Annotated in this window: 17 protein-coding genes and 1 pseudogene; 16 read left to right on the forward strand and 2 right to left on the reverse strand. The window is 67.3% G+C overall.

What is annotated here, in order from left to right; translation table 11 throughout:
- Position 1: 1 nt before the first annotated feature.
- The 6 genes from MJQ72_RS24000 (at position 2) to MJQ72_RS24025 (ending at position 7,040) form a co-directional block, all read left to right on the forward strand.
- Positions 2-496, forward strand: a complete 495-nt coding sequence (locus MJQ72_RS24000; protein ID WP_240593188.1) for a hypothetical protein — start codon at positions 2-4, stop codon at positions 494-496.
- A gap of 190 nt (positions 497-686) precedes the next feature.
- Positions 687-1,412 carry a HEAT repeat domain-containing protein gene (locus MJQ72_RS24005; protein WP_240593189.1) on the forward strand — a complete coding sequence of 242 codons (726 nt, stop codon included), beginning with the start codon at positions 687-689 and terminating at the stop codon, positions 1,410-1,412.
- Between the two features lie 38 nt (positions 1,413-1,450).
- Entirely contained in the window at positions 1,451-2,137 is a 687-nt protein-coding gene (locus MJQ72_RS24010; protein ID WP_007028085.1) for a hypothetical protein, read from the forward strand.
- A 155-nt stretch (positions 2,138-2,292) separates the two neighbouring features.
- A complete protein-coding gene (locus MJQ72_RS24015; protein ID WP_315860742.1) occupies positions 2,293-5,199 on the forward strand; it encodes an alpha-L-fucosidase in 2,907 nt (968 codons plus the stop codon).
- Positions 5,200-5,244: 45 nt separating this feature from the next.
- Positions 5,245-6,048 (forward strand): MerR family transcriptional regulator, encoded by an 804-nt coding sequence (locus MJQ72_RS24020; protein ID WP_240593191.1) that lies wholly within the window; start codon positions 5,245-5,247, stop codon positions 6,046-6,048.
- Positions 6,045-7,040 (forward strand): BtrH N-terminal domain-containing protein, encoded by a 996-nt coding sequence (locus MJQ72_RS24025; protein ID WP_240593192.1) that lies wholly within the window; start codon positions 6,045-6,047, stop codon positions 7,038-7,040. The genes MJQ72_RS24020 and MJQ72_RS24025 overlap by 4 nt, the downstream gene beginning before the upstream one ends.
- On the opposite strand, the pseudogene MJQ72_RS24030 reads toward MJQ72_RS24025, so the two are convergent.
- Together MJQ72_RS24030 and MJQ72_RS24035 are read right to left on the reverse strand one after the other, a co-directional pair.
- Positions 7,022-7,773, reverse strand: a pseudogene (locus MJQ72_RS24030) (DUF1684 domain-containing protein). The gene MJQ72_RS24025 and the pseudogene MJQ72_RS24030 sit on opposite strands and share 19 nt — an antisense overlap.
- A 64-nt stretch (positions 7,774-7,837) precedes the next feature.
- A complete protein-coding gene (locus tag MJQ72_RS24035) occupies positions 7,838-8,152 on the reverse strand; it encodes an antibiotic biosynthesis monooxygenase (protein ID WP_240593193.1) in 315 nt (104 codons plus the stop codon).
- A gap of 367 nt (positions 8,153-8,519) precedes the next feature.
- Between MJQ72_RS24035 and MJQ72_RS24040 the strand changes: the two genes are divergently transcribed.
- From MJQ72_RS24040 to MJQ72_RS24085, 10 genes are all read left to right on the forward strand, one after another.
- Positions 8,520-9,773: an HNH endonuclease signature motif containing protein gene (locus tag MJQ72_RS24040; RefSeq protein WP_240593194.1), complete on the forward strand. Its 1,254-nt coding sequence runs from the start codon at positions 8,520-8,522 to the stop codon at positions 9,771-9,773.
- Between the two features lie 528 nt (positions 9,774-10,301).
- Entirely contained in the window at positions 10,302-10,592 is a 291-nt protein-coding gene (locus MJQ72_RS24045; protein WP_240593195.1) for a hypothetical protein, read from the forward strand.
- A 2-nt stretch (positions 10,593-10,594) separates the two neighbouring features.
- The gene (locus MJQ72_RS24050) at positions 10,595-10,741 is read left to right on the forward strand and encodes a hypothetical protein (RefSeq protein ID WP_240593196.1); all 147 of its coding nucleotides are present in this window, start codon (positions 10,595-10,597) and stop codon (positions 10,739-10,741) included.
- A 60-nt stretch (positions 10,742-10,801) separates the two neighbouring features.
- On the forward strand, positions 10,802-13,057 hold the full coding sequence (locus MJQ72_RS24055; protein ID WP_240593197.1) for a UvrD-helicase domain-containing protein: 2,256 nt from the start codon (positions 10,802-10,804) through the stop codon (positions 13,055-13,057).
- Between the two features lie 14 nt (positions 13,058-13,071).
- Positions 13,072-13,275 carry a DNA-binding protein gene (locus tag MJQ72_RS24060; RefSeq protein ID WP_240593198.1) on the forward strand — a complete coding sequence of 68 codons (204 nt, stop codon included), beginning with the start codon at positions 13,072-13,074 and terminating at the stop codon, positions 13,273-13,275.
- Positions 13,276-13,347: 72 nt separating this feature from the next.
- Complete coding sequence (locus MJQ72_RS24065; RefSeq protein ID WP_240593199.1) at positions 13,348-13,725, forward strand: DUF1801 domain-containing protein; 378 nt, start codon at positions 13,348-13,350, stop codon at positions 13,723-13,725.
- A 19-nt stretch (positions 13,726-13,744) separates the two neighbouring features.
- Complete coding sequence (locus MJQ72_RS24070; RefSeq protein WP_240601407.1) at positions 13,745-14,131, forward strand: YchJ family protein; 387 nt, start codon at positions 13,745-13,747, stop codon at positions 14,129-14,131.
- 125 nt (positions 14,132-14,256) lie between these two features.
- Complete coding sequence (locus MJQ72_RS24075) at positions 14,257-17,337, forward strand: glycosyl hydrolase 2 galactose-binding domain-containing protein (protein ID WP_240593200.1); 3,081 nt, start codon at positions 14,257-14,259, stop codon at positions 17,335-17,337.
- Positions 17,338-17,454: 117 nt separating this feature from the next.
- On the forward strand, positions 17,455-17,859 hold the full coding sequence (locus MJQ72_RS24080) for a helix-turn-helix transcriptional regulator (RefSeq protein ID WP_198935874.1): 405 nt from the start codon (positions 17,455-17,457) through the stop codon (positions 17,857-17,859).
- A gap of 5 nt (positions 17,860-17,864) precedes the next feature.
- Positions 17,865-18,260, forward strand: a complete 396-nt coding sequence (locus MJQ72_RS24085; protein WP_240593201.1) for a VOC family protein — start codon at positions 17,865-17,867, stop codon at positions 18,258-18,260.
- Positions 18,261-18,300: the final 40 nt, after the last annotated feature.

The following is an 18,300-nucleotide window of genomic DNA, read 5'->3' on the forward strand; positions in this document are numbered from 1 at the left end:
CATGGCCGTCACCCTCCGGCGCGCGCTCGGAGCGCTCGCCGCCACCTCCATCATGCTGACCGGCGCCATCGCCGCGGCCGCGCCCGCTTCCGTCGCGGCACCGGCGATCCCCACGATGACGGGGATCCGCACCGGCCAGAACACCGGGTTCGACCGGGTCGTGCTCGACCTGACCGCCGGCCCGGCACCCGCCGTCCGGTACGACCTCGTCGACGAGCTGATCGCCGACGGCTCGGGCGAAATCGTCTGGCTGACCGGGGAATTCTTCATCGCCGTCACCGCGACCCCGGCCGCCGCGCACGACGACGCCGGGAATCCCACCTATCCCGGTCCGCAGAAGTTCCGGACCAGGAATCTGCGCAACGTCATGGCGGTCGCGGTCACCGGCGACTACGAAGGCACGTTGTCCATCGGTCTCGGCGTCCGGTCGAGGACAGCGGTCACCGTGTTCACGCTGACCTCTCCGAACCGGGTCGTCATCGACGTCCGCCATTGACCACGAGCGGGAATCCGTGAAGTCTTTTCGCCTGCCGCCGCATTCTTGGTGAGCAAAATCCTTTTCGGATTCCTGCGGTGAAAATCCCGATCTGCCCCAAAAGGCGAATTTTCGGAAAATCAGGTATCTGCCGCCGGGGATCGCGTTCCTTCCTTCCGTCAGCATCACCGCCGCTGCGAAGGAGAACCTCATGCCGACCCCACGCAATCCCGACACCCCGTCCTTGGGCCCGGGTGGCGACAACCTCGAAGCGGGCCCTGGCAGTTCGGGCCTGGGAAGCTTCTCGAACAGCGAAATCGGCGAACTGGTCACCCAGGCCGCCGAAACCATGGCCGCTTCCGGCGAGGACGCCGAGCGCAATTACCAGCGAAGCCTCGACCGGCTTCGCGAGCGCGCGGACGACGTCGTCCCGGCGCTCGGCGCGCAGTACGAGGCACTGTCCGAGGAGCAGTACCTCGAACGCTGGGGCCTGGTCCAGCTGCTCACCGACCTGCGGCACGCCGCCGCCGTCCCGGCGCTCGAAAACGTGCTGCGCCGGCCGATCCCGCCGGAGCGTTCCGACGATCCCGCACACGGGATCAGCACCGTCGGCGAAGAGGTGATCATCCGCACCACCGCCGTGGAAGCGTTGGCGCGCTTGGCATCCGCCGGGGACAGCGCGGCGAAGGAGCTGCTGCTGCGGCAGGTCCGGCACGAGGTGTTCACGGTGCGGCGCGCGGCGGTCCAGGCCATCGCCGAGACCGGGGACACCGAGCTCACCGCCCGGGTGCGCGAGGAGCTCAGCGGTACCGAGGACGAGCGGCTGCTGAACATCCGGCGGGTCGACGTCCGCGGTGTCCCGCAGGCCGTCGGCGGCCGGTACGTGAAGGACTCGCGGACCGACGACGTGCCACCGCCCGAGCCTCCGCGCTCCTGAACCAGAACGAATTCCTTACTACAGACAGGTGATCTCCGATGGCCACTTGCAGTTACACCGTGCCGGACAAGAACGTGACCGGGGACAATTTCTACGGTGCCTCGATCTGCAATCAGACCTACATCGACTATTTCTGGAACACCTACGGTTTCGCGGGCAACAAGGACTACTGGGACGACGGCTTCGGCTGGGAAGACGCGTGCAACACCGACAAGCCGCTGGCCCGGACGTTCAACGCGTGCTACCTCCTGACCTACTCGGCTCAGGACTACCAGAACGACGCCTATTCCGGGGCGATGCTGAACTGGGCGCGCCGCTACGTCCGCGACAACTGCGACGACCTCCGCTCGCTTTGCGGCGACGGCAGTGCCATCGCGCGGTCGTTCAAAGGTGCGTTCGTCGACGACCGGATCGAGTTGTACCTGGGTTTCTGGTACTCCAAGGACGTTCCCGGCCGCGCCGAGACACTGATCCACGAATCACGCCATCAGGGCGGGAAGCCGCACAACGCGAACTTCCCGGCGGGTTCGGTGTTCGGCGCCGGCAAGAGCGGCGCCGACTCCACCTGGGGCTACGAGGGCGCCTGGATGTACGGCGCGCTCTACCTGTGGTGGTTCTACGCCCAGGGCGCCCGCACGACGTCGGCGTTGCGTGAACGGGCCCGCCAGCGCGGGAACCTCGTGATCGACAACGCCTTCGCGACCCATCCGGGCTTCAACATCTGAGCCCCGGCAAGGTCCTCTCGTACTGCAGACGAGAGGACCTTGTTCACGAAATACCTCGGATGACTTCATTCATGTCCCGCTCATCGGGGCTTGACCATCCAGTTTTCTGCCGCAATCATCGGATCTCTCGGTAAACATGCCTGGGATGAGAGCGGATGGTCATGAGAGTTCGAGCGCATCGCACCGCCTGGCTCACCGTTGTTCTCGCCCTGCTGGCGAGCCTGCTCACCACGACCGCGGCGAGCGCGGAAGTGCACCATCCCCGCCAGAAGTGGCTGCGCGAGGCCACCGCGGGACTCTTCCTCCACTGGGGCATGTTCACCGCGCCACGCCAGACCGACTGTGCCACCTGGGAACGCGCCGTCACCGACGGCGGCTGGAGCGCGGACTACTGGGTGGACGAAGCCCGCAAACTCGGCGCTTCCTACATCGTGCTGGCGACCTTCCACAGCAGGCTGGGCTACGCGCGGCCCTGGCCGTCGGCGATCCCGGGCAGCTGCTCCACACGTCGCGATCTCCTCGGCGAACTCGTCAAGGCTGGCAACGCGAAGGGCGTCCGGACGATCCTCTACATGACCGACGATCCCCAGTGGCACAAGGAAACCGGCGTCGAGTCGCTGGATTCCGCCGCGTACTCCGCCTACAAGGGCAAGCAGGTCGACCTGACCACCCGTCCCGGCTTCGGCGAGTACAGCTACGACCTCTTCCACGAGGTCATGGACCGTTACGCGGATCTCGCCGGGTTCTGGATCGACAACGACAACGAGTACTGGGAAAAGAACAAGCTCTACGAACAGATCCGCGAGAAGCGCCCGTCCTGGTTGCTGAGCAACAACAACGAGGACACCCCGATCATGGACACGGTCAGCAACGAGCAGAAGACGGGCATCACCCCGTCGTACGACTATCCGCAGGCCGCCTTCACCCCGATGCCGAGGCTCACCGAAGCCGACTACAAACTGCCGACCAACGGCGCCTGGTGGTACGACGGCACCGATCAGGCCGTCGACTTCCGGCTGTCCACCGGGCGCTACATCACCAACGCGGGTTCGTCGATGAAATCGCTGATGGCCGAAACCCCGATGGTGAACGGGAAGTTCCCGCCGCGGCAGGAGGCGTACAACAACTTCATGGCGAGCTGGGTACCGCCGATCAAGGCCTCCCTCCAAGGCAAGGAGGGTGGCGGCTACATGTACGGCGGGATGCAGCCCGGGTTCTGGAACGACGGCGCGCACGGCGTGATCACCGTCGAGCCCGGCGCCGGAACCCAATACCTCCACGTCGTCACCCGGCCGCGCACCGACCTGCTCCGCTTGCGCGACAACGGCTACAAGGTGACCAAGGTGTCCGACGTGCGCACGGGGAAGCAGCTGCGGTTCGGTCAATCCGGCGGCCATCTGACCATTGTGGACATCAAGGACTGGGACACCTACGACACGGTGTTCAAGGTGGAGACGGCCGGGCAGCGGTACTTCCACGACTCCCGCACGATCAAGGCGACCGCGTCGTCCTCACGCGACGGACATCCCGCGTCGAACCTCGTCGACGGGAACTTCGAGAACTACTGGGACGCCGGCGGCAAGCAGCCGGTGTCGGTCACCTTGGATCTCGGCAGGCGGCGGGCCGCGACCTATCTCGCGGTGAATCAGCGCGAGATGTCGCCGACGCACGCACGCGAATCGTTCGGCAGGCCGGAGGACTCTTCCCGGATCAAGGATTATCGCCTGTACGTCAGTGACGACGGGCGGAACTGGGGCGCGCCGATCCGCACCGGGGCGATGCCGAGCGCCCGAGGGGTGCAGTTCGTCGACTTCGGCGAACGGCAGACCCGGTTCATCAAACTCGAGGTGCTGAACACCTGGTCGGGGCCGCAGGCGAAACCGTTCTACCGGCAGTTGGCCATCGACGAGATCAAGGTGGCGTACGGCTACCCGAGTTCGGTACCGGGCGCGCAGGTTCCGCTGGAGGCCGAGTCCTTCCGCAACGACCACGACGGACGCGCACACCCGGGCCGCTGCCCGTCCTGCTCCGGGTCGTTCCAGGTCACCGGCCTCGGCGGCGGCCCGCGCAACTCGGTCACCTATCCGGACGTGATGGCCGCCGAAGCCGGAAGCCACCGGCTTCAGCTCGACACCACGGGCGGGCCCGCGACCTCGGTGGCGGTGAGCGTCAACGGCGGCACCCCCGTCGAGACCGCGATCGCCGCCGGAACGCCGGGAGTCGTGGCGTCGACGGCGATCCCCGTCGCGCTGAACGCCGGCGCCAACACCGTCAAGGTGTTCAGCGACGCACGCTCAGGGCCGGGCCTCGACCGGATCGCGATCGCTCCCCTGCCACCGTCGTCCTACACACCGAAGACGACTCTGACCGTCGAACCCTCGGGCATCCAATGGCTCTCGCCCGGACAGCAGTCCTTGCAGGTGACCGCGAGGCTACGGCTCGACGCCGATGACGCGATCGGGAAGGTCTCGCTGGCACCGGCAGTCCCGGCGGGCTGGACGCTGAGGGGCGCTCCGGCCACGGCGGAATCCATGCGCGTCGGAGACGAGCTCGAAGCGTCCTGGACGCTCGTCTCCTCCGAAGGCGTCACCGCGGCCGACATCCCGGTCACCGCGTCGTTCGACCTGCTCGGGCGGGCGAAAACGGTGAGCAAACCGGTGCGGGTGAGCCCACGACCGGCGGACCGGTTCTTCATGCGGGAGGCCGAAGATTCGGCGAACGACGTCGGCGATGCGGGCGTCACGAACTGCGGCGTGTGCTCGGGTGGCCAGAAGGTGCGCAACATCGGTGGCGACCCGGGCTCGTCCGTGCGCTTCGACGGCGTCATCGTGCCCGAGACCAGGCGCTACACCCTCTACATCGACTTCACCGTCAACGGGCCGCGCTCGTACTTCGTCACGGTCAACGGCGGCACGCCGATCGAGGTGAAGGTCGACGGTGCCGGCAACAACACCCAGCTCACGACGTCCTTGCCGGTCGAGCTGAAGGCGGGGGCGAACACCATCGCACTGGGCAACGACCACGCGTCCGCCCCCGATCTCGATCGGCTGTCACTGGGGTGAGGTACCGCTTGACCCTCTCCCCGGGAGAGGGTTCAGGCTGGTCGCATGACGACCTTGATGCCGATCGGCGTGTTCGCGCACGCCACCAGGCTGTCGGTCCGCGCGCTGCGGAACTACGACCGGATCGGGCTGCTGGTGCCCGCCGTCGTCGACCCCGGCACCGGGTACCGCCGGTATTCGCTCGGCCAGTTCGCGCGCGCGGGATTGATCCGGCGGCTCCGGGAGCTGGAAGTGCCGCTGGCGGAGATCGCCGAGATCCTCGACGCGGGCGACCAGCACGAGGTGCGGGCCGCGATCAAACGGCATCACGACCGGGTGGCGGCGCGGGCCGCGGAGCTCGCGGCGATCAGCGACGAGCTCGACTCCGTACTCGCCGAACCGACGCGGTGGCTGCACGTCTACGAACGCGTGCGCGCACCGCAGCACGTCGCCCGCCTGTCGATCCGGACTCCGCTGAACGGCCTGGCGGAGCTGATCGGTCCCTCGTACGCTCGACTGTTCGCGGCACTCGACGCTCAGGGGATCAGGCCGTCCGGGCCGCCCGGAACCCGTTACCTCACCGCCGATCCCGACGAGTTGACGGTCGAACTGTTCGTACCCGTGGACGGGCCGGTGCGGGATGACGGCGACATCGGCGCCGCCGAGCTTCCCGGCGGTCTGCTCGTGGCGACGATCCACGAGGGAGGCTACGAAGACGTCGAGACCGCGTACCGATCACTAGGCCGCTGGATCGCCGAGCGCGATCGTGCCCTCGCGGGGCCCGCCGAGGAGTTGTATCTGGTGGCGCCCGGGGCGTCGGTCGCTCCCGAGGCGTACCGCACCGAGATCGCCTGGCCGGTGGCCTCGTGATCCTCGACGGAATCAAGACCGCGGGCGGAGAGCACTGCGAGACCAGCACACTCGACGTCCTCCTCCGGCACGCCGGGATCGAGCTCTCCGAGCCGATGCTGTTCGGATTGGGCGAAGGTCTGGGCTTCGTCTATTGGGACGCGAAGAACCTGCCGTTCCCCTTCCTCGGCGGGCGTGCCAAACCGGCCGAGATCACGCGGAAGCTGGCCGACCGTCTCGGGCTGGCCCTGCGGGTCAAGGAAACGGCGTCGGTGCGCACGGCGTGGCGGAACGTGGCCGAGGAGATCGACGCCGGGGTGCCGGTCGGCCTGCAACTCGACTCGTACCACCTGGAGTACTTCACGTCGAAAGTCCACTTCGGCGGGCACTTCGTCGCCTTGTACGGCTATGACGACGAGCGGGCCTTCGTCGTCGACACGGCACAGCAGGGTGGCTCGGTATCGACATCCTTGGAGAGCCTGGAACGCGCCCGCGCGGAGAAAGGCCCGATGACCGCGAAGAACCGTTCGTTCACCATCGCCGCGGATGCACCCACCAAGCCGCTTTCGGACGCCATCCGAACCGCGGTGCGCGCCAACGCGGCCGATTTCCTCAACCCGCCCATCGCGAACCTCGGGTATCGCGGGATCGGCAAGGCCGCCGTCCAGGTGCGGAAATGGCTGGACCGCAGCGACGAACCGGCCCGCGACCTGCCGCAGGCCGCGATCCTGATGGAACGGGCGGGCACCGGCGGCGCTCTCTTCCGCCGGATCTACCGCGACTTCCTCGAAGAATGCGCGACCCTCGTCGACGACGCCGGTCTCCGTGCCGCCTACGCGGAATACCGCGAGATCAATCCACTGTGGACCGAAGTCGCGCGCTTGTTCACGCAGGCAGGGGAAACCGGTGACCCCCGGCACCTGATGGACGCGTCCGCCCTCCTGTCCGAGCTGGCTCAGCGCGAACAGGGGGCGATGACGGCGCTCGCGACGGTTCAGTGTGAGCGTTCGTAAGGCAGCTTCTCCCCCGCTTCCACCGCGAACGGCAGATCGTTGCCGTCCGGCGGCAACGGGCAAGTGGCGAAATCGGTGAACGCGCACGGGAGATTCGTCGCGCGGGTACCGCGAGCGACCGGTTCGCCGCGTAGGTGGTGACACCGCTCGTGGCGTCGGTGAACAGGATGAGCAGGCCGTCCTTCTTGCCGTTGAACGCGGTGAGCGTGTGCTCCGCGCCGTCGTGCTCGAAACGCACGATGCCCGGGGAGACATAGACATGGCTGAGCCCTTCGACGACCGCTCCGACCGTCGTCGGCCGCGGTTCGTCGAAGGGCTCGAAGGTGCCGGACAACACCCAGGCCGCGTCGGGCTCGTACGCCGGGACACCGCGGAAAGCGTTGAGCACCGGCGCCTTCGGGTCGTGCGTGCGGATCAGGTACCCGCCACGGCGCGCCACCTCGATCTCGATGTCACCGGCGACCACCCGGGTGGTCGCGCCGCTGTTGACCAGCTCGAAACGGCGGACACCGGTGACGCGCTCGCCCTCGTGCGAGAGGTCCGCGCCCTGCGGGTCGAGGTACGCCGCGTCGGCGTCCTGCCACCACAACCCGGGCAGCCCCTCGTACGCGCGAGGCTTGTCCTCCAGCCAATCGAGCGAGACCAGGGCGAGCCAGCCGAGCGGATCGGCGAGATCGCGCTCGCGCTGGGTCTTCCAGTCCTGCCAGTCCCGGGTGAACGTGTCTGTGCTCATCGCCGATTCCTTCCGTGACCTTGCTCGTTCTCCCTGGTCAACGGACTGGCGGCGGCGATATTTCCTATCCCGGTATGTGGTCGCCCGTGACACCCTCCTCGGCCGAGACCAGCTCGGCGATCGGCGCGAAGAAGGCCTTGATCCCGGGCAGGTTCGCCCCCTTCTCCCGGGACGCCGCGAAGTCTTCGGAGGAGCGCCACCACACGATGTCGAGCCAGGTCTCGTCGTCGACCCGGATCAGCTGGGCGTCGAGGAACCCCTCGCGGTCGGCCCGGAAATCGGCGACCATCGCGGGACGGGCCTGGAGCAGCTCGTCCGCGCGGTCGGCCGGGACCTTGAAGCGGGTGAGTTCCACTGTCGTCATGGTGCCTGTCGTCATGGTTCCGATGCTAGGCGACCGCTGTTCGCGTTCGGTCGACTACTCGCTTTGCGCACGAAGGGCGCTTAGCCGGCTAACTCGCTTCGCTCGCGTGCCGCATTTAGTCGACTAACTGCGGGCGCTTTTACGCCTGGCCTCCATGAGGGCCGGCGCCGCGGCGCAGCGGCTCCAGCGGTCGCTCCGCACCGGCCGTCGATCGCGTGGCCTGGGCTCGGCTTCGACTGAGCGCATTCAGTCGACTAATTGCGACGCGCTTTCTTTGCGTGGTGCTCGCGCTGGGCGGTATCACTCTTCAGTGTTGTTGGCGCGTTTCGCTGGTTGCTTAAAATTACGAACACGTGTTCGATTTTTCGGGTATGATGGAGACGTGTCCGAGACCTTCCTCCCCGAACTGCCGCAGGAACTGTGGCGCGCCGGCAAGCTGGAGCTTGCGCATGGCGTGCAACAGTCGCTGCAGGTGATCCGGATGGCGACCGCCGCGCTGGGGCAGTTCTTGGCGGAGATCGAATCTCGGGGCGTCAAAGACTTGTACGGCCATGGCAGCACGGCCAGCTGGCTCGCGGAAATGGCGGGGTTGTCGCGTGCCGAGGCCGGTGCGGTGGTGAAGCGGGCCATCGCGTTGAACCCCACCCGAGCGTTGGACGGCACCGAAGTTCCGCCTATCGCGCCTGCCACCGCCGCAGTCGCCGCCGAAGGACTGATCGGGAACGAACGGATCGACCAGATCCTGGAGATCCTGAAACGACTCCCGGCCGATACCGCTGCGGAGGATCGGGCGAAGGCGGAGAAGATCCTCGCCGACCTCGCTCCGAATGCCGGACCCGCACAGCTCACGAAAGCCGAGGCGAACCTTCTCGGCTGGCTGGACCCCGACGGCAAAGAACCCAAAGATCCTGAACCCAAAGAGCCACGCCGCGAGATCACTCTGGAACGCCGCAAAGACGGCTTCTGGAAACTCACCGGCCTCCTCGACGACGAGACCGGCGCCCGCACCGCCGCCGCGTTGGAAGCGCACGCCCAGCCACGGCCAGTCGACGAATTCGGCCAAGCCGATCTGCGGATGAAATGCGAGCGCATGGGAGACGCCTGGGCCGACCTCCTGGATCTGGCGATCGCCTGCCCGGACCAGCCCGGGACCAGCGGCTACCGCACCTTGGTGAACGTCACCATCGGACTCGAAGAGCTGAAATCGGGTCTCGGGACCGCGTGTCTCGATTTCGTCGGCACGATGACCGCGCGGGAAGCCCGGCTCGCCGCCTGCGACTGCCTCATGCTCCCGGTCGTCATGAGCGCCTCGGGCGAACCACTCGACATGGGACGCCTGCGAAGATTCGTCACCCCAGGTCAGAGACGGGCGCTGAATATTCGCGACGGTGGCTGCGCGTTCCCGGGCTGTCATCGGAAGCCGAAGAACTGCCACGCTCATCACATTGAGCACTGGGCAGACGGCGGCCCCACGGATCTCCGAAATCTGGTGCTGCTCTGTAGCTTCCACCATCGCCTGATTCACCACGGGGACTGGGAAGTACGCATGGCCGCCGACGGCCTACCGGAGTTCATCCCACCCCAATACCGAGATCCGCTCCGAATACCCCGCCGCAACACCCTGCACCACCGCTGACCCCGAGGAGCCCGCCAGCCACCCAGGCGACGGGCCCCTCGGCATGCCCGCAGTCGGTGACCGTGTGGTACCTCCGAGCCCCACACCTTGATCAACCGAAGATCCGCGACATTCCCCGATCCTCCGTTGCTCAAGCCCCATTACCGGACCGATCACCCACAACCGTGTGGATTCCGGGTCATCCAACGCACCGAATCCACACAGTCCGCCGCCAACGGACCGGTCACGACCGAACAAGACGAGCAGAACCCGCAGGAGACCCACACTGCCGACCTGAACCCGACTACCGGACCACCGCACGCACCGGAGGTCTTCCCCACAGACGATCCAATCCACTGGACCCCCGAGGTGGTCTCTCGTCACGCCCGGAACTGTTCGGTACCGGCGGATTCCCGAAGGTCGATTGCGCCGTTCGGGCGTATTCCCCCGGAAGTTCTCGTTTCTCCCGTAGCCCTCGGAGCAAGATCGTCCGTTCCGGACTTGGGAGGGGACGGAGTGGTGGATCGACCACGTGGCCTGGACGGCCGTTTGAGCAAAGACGAATACGGTGCGGGCGCACTGGCCGCCACCAGCGACATAGACAGAGACACCGCCGCCTCGCTGGATTCCGCCGCGAGCCAAGCCCTCAAAAGCAAAGGCTCCAGCAAGAAATCCGAGCAAAGGGCCACCATTCCGAAGCCTGGCAACGCTTCGGCCGGCGCGAGGCCAAGAAGACAGTCAAGCGGGAACTTAGCTGCGGACCGCATTTCCTTCGGCGAAGTCCTGCGCCATCCTCGCGTCGATCTCGATCGCATGCTGACGTCTCCGTCGCATGGGTGAAGATGCCCAAGACAACCGAAACGAGCGACCTGAAACGGCTCGTCGACAAAGACGGCACCGGCAACGTCATCTTCTTCGGCGCGGCCCCGCCCGGTAGCCGCATCACCGGCGACAAATACGACTCCCGCCTGACCAAGAGCTTGTCGTGATCGCCGAAGCCGCCGTCGAGTTTCCCGCACCTTGAACCGCCACCGACGAACGGAACGCATGTGAGCAGGAGCGACCATTCCAGAAGGCGACTCGAAAACCAGGCCCGGCAAGCGCTCGAGAGAACCTTCACCGGTCTGGACTCGCTACAACGCAACGTGCTCACCGCCTTGCTCAGCCGGACCGGCACGGGCTGGCGGCTCCTGGTCAAGGCGGCGCTGCCGTCGGGCGACAGCCGGAGCGCGGACGCCTTCCTGATCGGGCATACCGGCGTTTTCGCTCTCGTGATCTCGGACAAGGGACCCGACCTCGAAACCGCGAACCAGATCCTGCGCCATGCGAAAGAGCGTTTCGCCGGGATCCCCGGGCCACCGGGCCGTTCCCTTGCCGAGAGCGCCATCCATCTCGCGGTGATCGGCCCGGGCGCGGGCGATCCCCGCAAGGACGGCGTCCACTGGTCGCTGACCGAGTCGAGCCTCGACCGGATCTTCCGGCGGGACGCGCTCCATCTCGACAAACGGTTGGTCGCCGTCATCGCGGAGCAGGCGGAGCGACGGCTGCGCGGGTACCGGCCCTTGGCGGTCCAGCAGCCGGACCGCGATCCGGGCACGGCGGGATTGCTGGACGCCACCGAGCTGATCGAAGACCAGCTCGGTGCGGCTCAGCGACGACCGTTCGATTCGTGGCTCACCTTCCTGCATCCGCAGCAGAACGCGATCGTCAAACGGGACTACTCGGGACCGGCGCGGATCAGCGGCCCGGCGGGGACCGGCAAGACGGTCGTCGCCCTCCACCGGCTCAGGCATCTGGCGCGGCTCAGCACGGGGCCGCTGCTGTTCACCACCTACGTCCACTCGCTGCCCTCGGTGATCAAGACGGCCTTCGACCGGCTCGCCCCCGAGCTGGACGGTCGCGTCGAATTCACGAACCTGCACGCCTGGGTCCGCCGTTTCCTCGCCGAGCGAAACGTGCCCGTGCAGGTGGACCGACGCAAGATCGACACCGCCTTCGGCTTCGCGTGGATGGCCCACCGCGAGAAGTTGCAGGTCATCGAACCCAGCGTCGACTACTGGCGCACGGAACTGGACCGGGTGATCAAAGGCCGAGGGATCACGACGCTTCCCGGGTATGTCGCGGTGCAACGGCGCGGACGCGTCCTGCGGCTCGACGCGAGCCAGAAAGCGCACGTCTGGGACCTCTATACGCACTACCAGCGAGGGCTGGCCGAAAGGGAGGTGCACGACTACAACGACCTGATCGAACTCGGCCGCGCCGAGCTCGCGAAGCGGCCGCTCGAAACGCCGTACGCGGGAGTCGTCGTCGACGAGGTGCAGGACATCCCGCTGTGCGGGCTGCGGCTGCTGCGCGACCTGGCCGGTGACGGCCCGAACCGGCTGCTTCTGGTCGGCGACGGTCAACAGCAGGTCTACCCCGGCGGCTGGCGGCTGTCCGACGCCGGCATCCCCGTCCAGGGCCGCGGCGAGATCCTGAAGGTGAACTACCGCAACCGTGCCGAGGTCCTGGGTTTCGCACGGCGTTTCGACGCGACGAACCGGGTCGACGATCTCGACGGCGCAGACGGGGTCGCCCTTCACGCGGCCGAGTCCGCCAGTGAGGGCGGCACGACCGAGACCTGGCGCGGCACCTCCGGAGAACTGCCCGGCGCGCTGGTCGAAGCGGTCCGGAAGCTGCCGGTGCGCCGTGACCATTCGGCGCTGATCGTCTTCCACCACAAGGATCTCGGCCGATGTGTCGAGATCCTGCGCGCGGCGGGGATCCCCACGCTGGCACTGGAGCATTACACCGGCGCGACCGACGGCAAGCTCAAGGTCGGCACCGTGCACCGGGCGAAGGGGCTGGACTTCGAGGCCGTGCTGGTGCTGGAGAACACCCACGAGAGCGTGACCGGCAGCCAGGCCGAAGAGGAACGCCGCGAGCTGCGCGGCAGGCAGCATCTCGTGGCGGCGACGCGGGCTCGCGACTTCCTCTGGTGGGGCGTGCTCGACGACACCGCGCCCGAACAGAAGCCCGTGGAAGCCGAAGAGGACTGCGTCCACGACATGCCGATCTCTTGGTGCTCGCTGTGCCGTAAGCCGCCGCCGAACGTCCTCTCCCACGGCTACCGGACCTCCGGGGGAAACGCGTATCACAACGACCCGGACTGCACTTGGCTGCGCAAAGGCCAGGGACGCGCGCACCGGCAGGGTATGAACGTCCACGACGTCACACGTCTCGCCTGGGGTTCCGTCGCCCCGGGCGAACTCGAACCGTGCGAGTTCTGCTGCAGTCCACAATGGATGCGACGGCACGGCCACTGACCGAAGAGGACCTCATGGACGAACAGACCGATCTGCCGCCCGGCATCGGCAAACCGGCGACACGCGCCTTCACCGGCGCCGGCTACACGCGGCTGGAGCACTTCACCCGCGCCACCGAAGCCGAGCTCGCGAGCCTGCACGGCGTCGGTCCCAAAGCGCTCCGCATCATCCGCGAAGCCCTGGAAACGCGAGGTAAGACATTCAAACCCACCGACTAATTTTTTTGTCTTGACAACTCGAACCTTCGGCCGGTTGACTGAGCGCAGCACACTGACCGAAGGGATCCAGTCATGGCCAAGTTCGCGAACGTCGACGACTACATCGCCGCTCTGCCCGAGAACCTGCGTGAAGTCGCCATCGCGCTCCGGCCGATCGTCAACGCCGCTCTGCCCGGCTCCATCGAGGCGATGTACCACGCCTCCCCGACCTGGAGCGCCGGCGAAGCCGTCGGCAAGAACCTCGTCTGCCTGATGAAGGCGTACTCGTCGTACGTCACCTTCGCGCTCTGGAAGGGGCAGCTCGTCGACGACGAGTCCGGCAGGCTGGAGCCGAGCGCGCGGGAGATGGCGCACGTCAAGCTGCGCTCGGTCGGCGACATCGACGCGGACCTGTTCACCGGATGGCTCAAGCAGGCCCGAGACCTCGAAAGCGCCTCGGCGGCGCGATGACACAATCGACGACGTGCCTGTGATCACCGACGATTCCCGTTGCCCCTGCGGTCTCGGCGAGCCCTACGGCGTCTGCTGCGGCCGCTTCCACCGGGGCGCCGCGACCGCGCCGACCGCCGAACTCCTGATGCGGTCGCGGTTCAGCGCGTTCGCCGTCGGCGACACCGCGTACCTCACGAAGACCTGGCATCCGAAGACCCGGCCCGCCGATCTCGAACTCGACCCCGGGCAGCGCTGGACGTTCTTGGAGATCCTCGGCAAGACCGGCGGCGGACCGCTGGAGAACGAGGGCACCGTGGAGTTCCGGGCTCACTACCGCCAGGATCGCCGGGCGGACAACATGCACGAGAACAGCCGCTTCGTCCGCGTCGACGGGCAGTGGAGCTACGTGGCCCCCGTCGGCTGACGAACCCGGTGCAAGGGTCTGTTCCCCGCGCGACGTGACGGCTACTATCTCCCCCAACATTGTTAGGGAACTTTCTTAACGATTTCCGCCCAGGTCCGCCGCCGTGTGCCCGAGGAGGCGCGCTCGTGAGTTTTCGGCAGAAGAGAACCCGGATCCCCTTACTGGCCATGACCGTCACCGCGCTGGCCGCCGCGGTCTGCGGGGTGACCACCGCCCCCGCCGCCACCGGCGCGGAGGTGGCCGTCGGCGCCGCCGCGGGCGACGCCACCCCGATCCCCGGTTTCGTGATCCAGTCTTCGGCGCAGGTCAGCGACGATTCGGCGGTGTCGAAGCCGGGCTTCCCCACCGCCGGCTGGTATCCCGTCTCGTCGCGTTCGACGGTCTATGCCGGATTGCTGCAGAACGGCAAGTACGCCGACCCGTTCTACTCGACGAACATGAAGAACGTCCCGACGGCGCAGTTCTCGGTGCCGTGGTGGTACCGCACCGATCTGAACGTCGACGACACCTCGAAGCGCACGTACCTCGACTTCAGCGGCGTGCTCTCCAAGGCCGACGTCTGGGTCAACGGCACCCGGATCGCGACGAAGGACCAGGTCAACGGCGCCTACACCCGCCACGACCTGGACATCACCGAGCACGTGCGCCAGGGCGCCAACAGCGTCGCGTTCAAGGTCTACCCCAACGACCCCAACAACGACCTCTCGATGGGCTGGATCGACTGGGCGCAGACCCCGCCGGACCAGAACATGGGCATCGTGCGGGACGTCCTCGTCCGGCGCGGCGGCCCGGTCGCGCTGCGCAGCGCCCACGTCGTCCAGAAGCTGAACTCCGCGCTCGACCACGCCGACCTCACGGTGAAGGCCGACGTCCGCAACGACTCGGCGGACGCGGTGCAGACCACCGTCGCCGGAACGGTCGCGGGCAAGCCGGTCAGCCAGACCGTCTCGCTGGCCGCCAAGGAGCGCAAGACCGTCACCTTCCCCGTCGTCGGCCTCGACAAGCCGAACCTGTGGTGGCCAGCCGGGATGGGCGGGCAGCACCGGTACGAACTCGACCTCACCGCGAGCGTCGGCGGCACACCGTCGGACGCCTCGAAGTCGAAGTTCGGCGTCCGCGACGTCAAGGCGCCGCTGAACTCCAGCGGCGGGCGGCAGTACAGCGTCAACGGCAAACCGCTGCTGATCCGCGGCGGCGGCTACACGCCGGACCTGTTCCTGCGCTGGAACGAGACCGCGGCGGCCGACAAGCTCAAGTACGTGCTGAACCTCGGGCTCAACACGGTCCGGCTGGAAGGCCATATCGAGCCGGACGAGTTCTTCGACCTCGCCGACGACCTCGGCGTGCTGACCATGCCCGGCTGGGAATGCTGCGACAAATGGGAAGGGCACGTCAACGGCGAGGAGAAGGGCGAGCCGTGGGTCGAGTCGGACTACCCGATCGCCAAGGCGTCGATGTTCTCCGAGGCCGAGCGCCTGCGTGACCACCCGAGCGTCATCTCGTTCCACATCGGCAGCGACTTCGCGCCGGACAGGCGGATCGAGCAGGGCTACCTCGACGCGATGAAGGCCGCCGACTTCACCCTCCCGGTGATCCCGTCGGCGTCGAAGCGGCCGTCCCCGATCACGGGCGCTTCCGGGATGAAGATGAACGGCCCGTACGACTACGTCCCGCCGGTCTACTGGTACGACAAGTCGCAAAAGGACCGTGGCGGGGCGTGGAGCTTCAACTCCGAGACCAGCGCGGGCGTCGACATCCCGACGATGGACACCCTGAAGCGGATGATGTCGGCCAGTGAGCTGGAAACGATGTGGAAGGACCCGTCGGCACCCCAGTACCACCGCTCCTCGTCGACGACCTTCGCGAACCTGAAGCTGTTCGCCAACGCGCTCACCAAGCGCTACGGCGCGCCGTCGGACCTGAACGACTTCGTGCGGAAGGCGCAGCTCGCGCAGTACGAGAACGTCCGCGCCGAGTTCGAGTCGCACTCGCGCAACTACACCGACTCGACCAACCCGTCGACCGGGTTGATCTACTGGATGCTCAACAGCCCGTGGACCTCGCTGCACTGGCAGCTGTTCGACGCCTACATGGACCAGAACGGCGCCTACTACGGGGCGAAGAAGGCCAACGAGCCGCTGCACATCCAGTACTCGCACGACAATCGCTCGGTCGTGGTGATCAACCAGACGTCGAACGCGGCGAGCGGGCTGACGGCGACCACGAAGCTGTACAACCTCGACGGCACCGAGAAATACAGCAACACCAAGACCGGGCTGTCGGTCGGCGCGCTGGGCGCCAAGGCCACCGCGGTCACCGTCCCGGCGGTGAGCGGGCTGTCGAGCACTTACCTCGCGAAGCTGGTGCTCACCGACTCGTCCGGCAAGGAGGTCAGCCGGAACGTGTACTGGCTCTCCACCAAGGCCGACACGCTGAACTGGGGCGGCAGCGACTGGTACTACACGCCTCAGTCGGGTTACGCCGATCTGACCGGGCTGAAGAACCTCGGCCAGTCCGCCGTCGGCGCGACGGCGAAGTCGGTCGCCGGCGCCGACGGCACCACCACGACCACCGTGACGCTGAAGAACACCTCGGGCGGCAAGCTCCCGGCGTTCTACGTCGACTCGAAGGTCGTGGACGCCGCGGGCAAGCCGGTGCTCCCGGTGGAGTGGAACGACAACGCGGTGAGCCTCTGGCCGGGTGAAACGACCACGCTGACCGCGAAGTACCGCACGGCCGACCTCAAGGGCTCCAAGCCTTCGGTGCGGGTCTCGGGCTGGAACACCGGGACGCAGACCGTTCCTGCCGACGGCTCCGGGCCGAGCAACCCGGTCGACTACCAGGCCGAGGACGCGGCGATCGACCAGGGCGCGGTGGAGTCCAACCACGCCGGGTTCACCGGCACCGGGTTCGTCAACTACGACAACGTGGCGGGCAGCTCGGTCGAGTGGACGGTGAACGTGCCGTCCGCGGGTACCTACGACGTGGTCGTCCGGTACGCCAACGGGACGACGGCGAGCCGGCCGCTGGACTTCTCCGTCAACGGCTCGATCAGCGCGTCCGGTGTCGGCTTCGGTGGCACCGGGGCCTGGCCGAACTGGACGACGAGAACCGTCAAGGTGACGTTGGCGGCGGGAGTGAACAAGATCAAGGCGGTCGCCACCACGGCGAACGGCGGCCCCAACATCGACAAGATCACCCTCTGACCGCGGGAGTCGCCCGAGGCCCCCTTCGCCGCCCGGCGGAGGGGGCCTCTTCCGTCGGGCGTGGGTTACGCTTTCCGGGTGACCGGCAAACCCGACCCGCGCCTGCGGGACCTCGCGATGCTGCGCCGTGTCCGCGACCGGATCGATCGCGACTACGCGCAGCCCCTGGACGTCGAAGCGCTGGCCCGCGGCGTGCACGTCTCCGCCGGTCACCTCAGCCGCGAATTCCGCGCCGCGTACGGCGAATCGCCGTACAGCTACCTGATGACCCGCCGGATCGAGCGGGCCATGATGTTGCTGCGGCGCGGGGACATGTCGGTCACCGAAGTGTGCTTCGACGTCGGTTTCTCGTCGCTGGGCACGTTCAGCACGCGCTTCTCCGAACTGGTCGGCATCTCGCCGAGCGCGTACCGCAAGCAGGCGGCGGAAGACGGGCGGGGCATGCCCGGCTGCGTCGTCAAACAGGTCATGCGACCGATCAGGAATCGAGAAGCGGCCCCGCCGCGCGCCGACCTACCTTGAGGCGTATGACCCTCTCGATTCAGGCGTCCTACCTTCCCGCAGACGATCTCGAGGCTTCGGTCTCCTTCTATCGCGACATCCTGGGCTTCGAAGTGCGCGACCGGGGCCCGCTCCAGGCCACGGTCGGCCCGCCGGGGCAGCCGGAGACGTCGCTCCTGCTCCGGCCGCTCGCCGCCGATCCGGGGCTCACCGACGAAGAACGCGCCACGATCGCCGAACTGATGGCCAAGGGCGTCCACGGGATCATCGTGCTGTCCACCCCGGACCTGATCGGGACCTTCGACCGGATCCAGGCGAAGGGCGCGGACGTCGTCCAAGAACCGATGAAGCAGTCCTGGGGCGCTTTCGACTGCTCTTTCCGCGACCCGGCGGGCAATTTGGTGCGGTTCGAGGAGCGGTAGCCCGGCCTCGGTGCGCGCACTCTGACGCTCCCGGGTGATG

Source organism: Amycolatopsis sp. EV170708-02-1, assembly GCF_022479115.1.
Taxonomy (GTDB): domain Bacteria; phylum Actinomycetota; class Actinomycetes; order Mycobacteriales; family Pseudonocardiaceae; genus Amycolatopsis.

What these genes read in the sequence shown, in the direction of transcription:
- MJQ72_RS24000 (WP_240593188.1), top strand. Translation starts at nt 2, where the DNA reads ATGGCCGTCACCCTCCGGCGCGCGCTCGGAGCGCTCGCCGCCACCTCC.
- MJQ72_RS24005 (WP_240593189.1), top strand. Translation starts at nt 687, where the DNA reads ATGCCGACCCCACGCAATCCCGACACCCCGTCCTTGGGCCCGGGTGGC.
- MJQ72_RS24010 (WP_007028085.1), top strand. Translation starts at nt 1,451, where the DNA reads ATGGCCACTTGCAGTTACACCGTGCCGGACAAGAACGTGACCGGGGAC.
- MJQ72_RS24015 (WP_315860742.1), top strand. Translation starts at nt 2,293, where the DNA reads ATGGTCATGAGAGTTCGAGCGCATCGCACCGCCTGGCTCACCGTTGTT.
- MJQ72_RS24020 (WP_240593191.1), top strand. Translation starts at nt 5,245, where the DNA reads ATGACGACCTTGATGCCGATCGGCGTGTTCGCGCACGCCACCAGGCTG.
- MJQ72_RS24035 (WP_240593193.1), bottom strand. Translation starts at nt 8,152, where the DNA reads ATGACGACAGGCACCATGACGACAGTGGAACTCACCCGCTTCAAGGTC.
- MJQ72_RS24050 (WP_240593196.1), top strand. Translation starts at nt 10,595, where the DNA reads ATGCCCAAGACAACCGAAACGAGCGACCTGAAACGGCTCGTCGACAAA.
- MJQ72_RS24060 (WP_240593198.1), top strand. Translation starts at nt 13,072, where the DNA reads ATGGACGAACAGACCGATCTGCCGCCCGGCATCGGCAAACCGGCGACA.
- MJQ72_RS24065 (WP_240593199.1), top strand. Translation starts at nt 13,348, where the DNA reads ATGGCCAAGTTCGCGAACGTCGACGACTACATCGCCGCTCTGCCCGAG.
- MJQ72_RS24080 (WP_198935874.1), top strand. Translation starts at nt 17,455, where the DNA reads ATGCTGCGCCGTGTCCGCGACCGGATCGATCGCGACTACGCGCAGCCC.
- MJQ72_RS24085 (WP_240593201.1), top strand. Translation starts at nt 17,865, where the DNA reads ATGACCCTCTCGATTCAGGCGTCCTACCTTCCCGCAGACGATCTCGAG.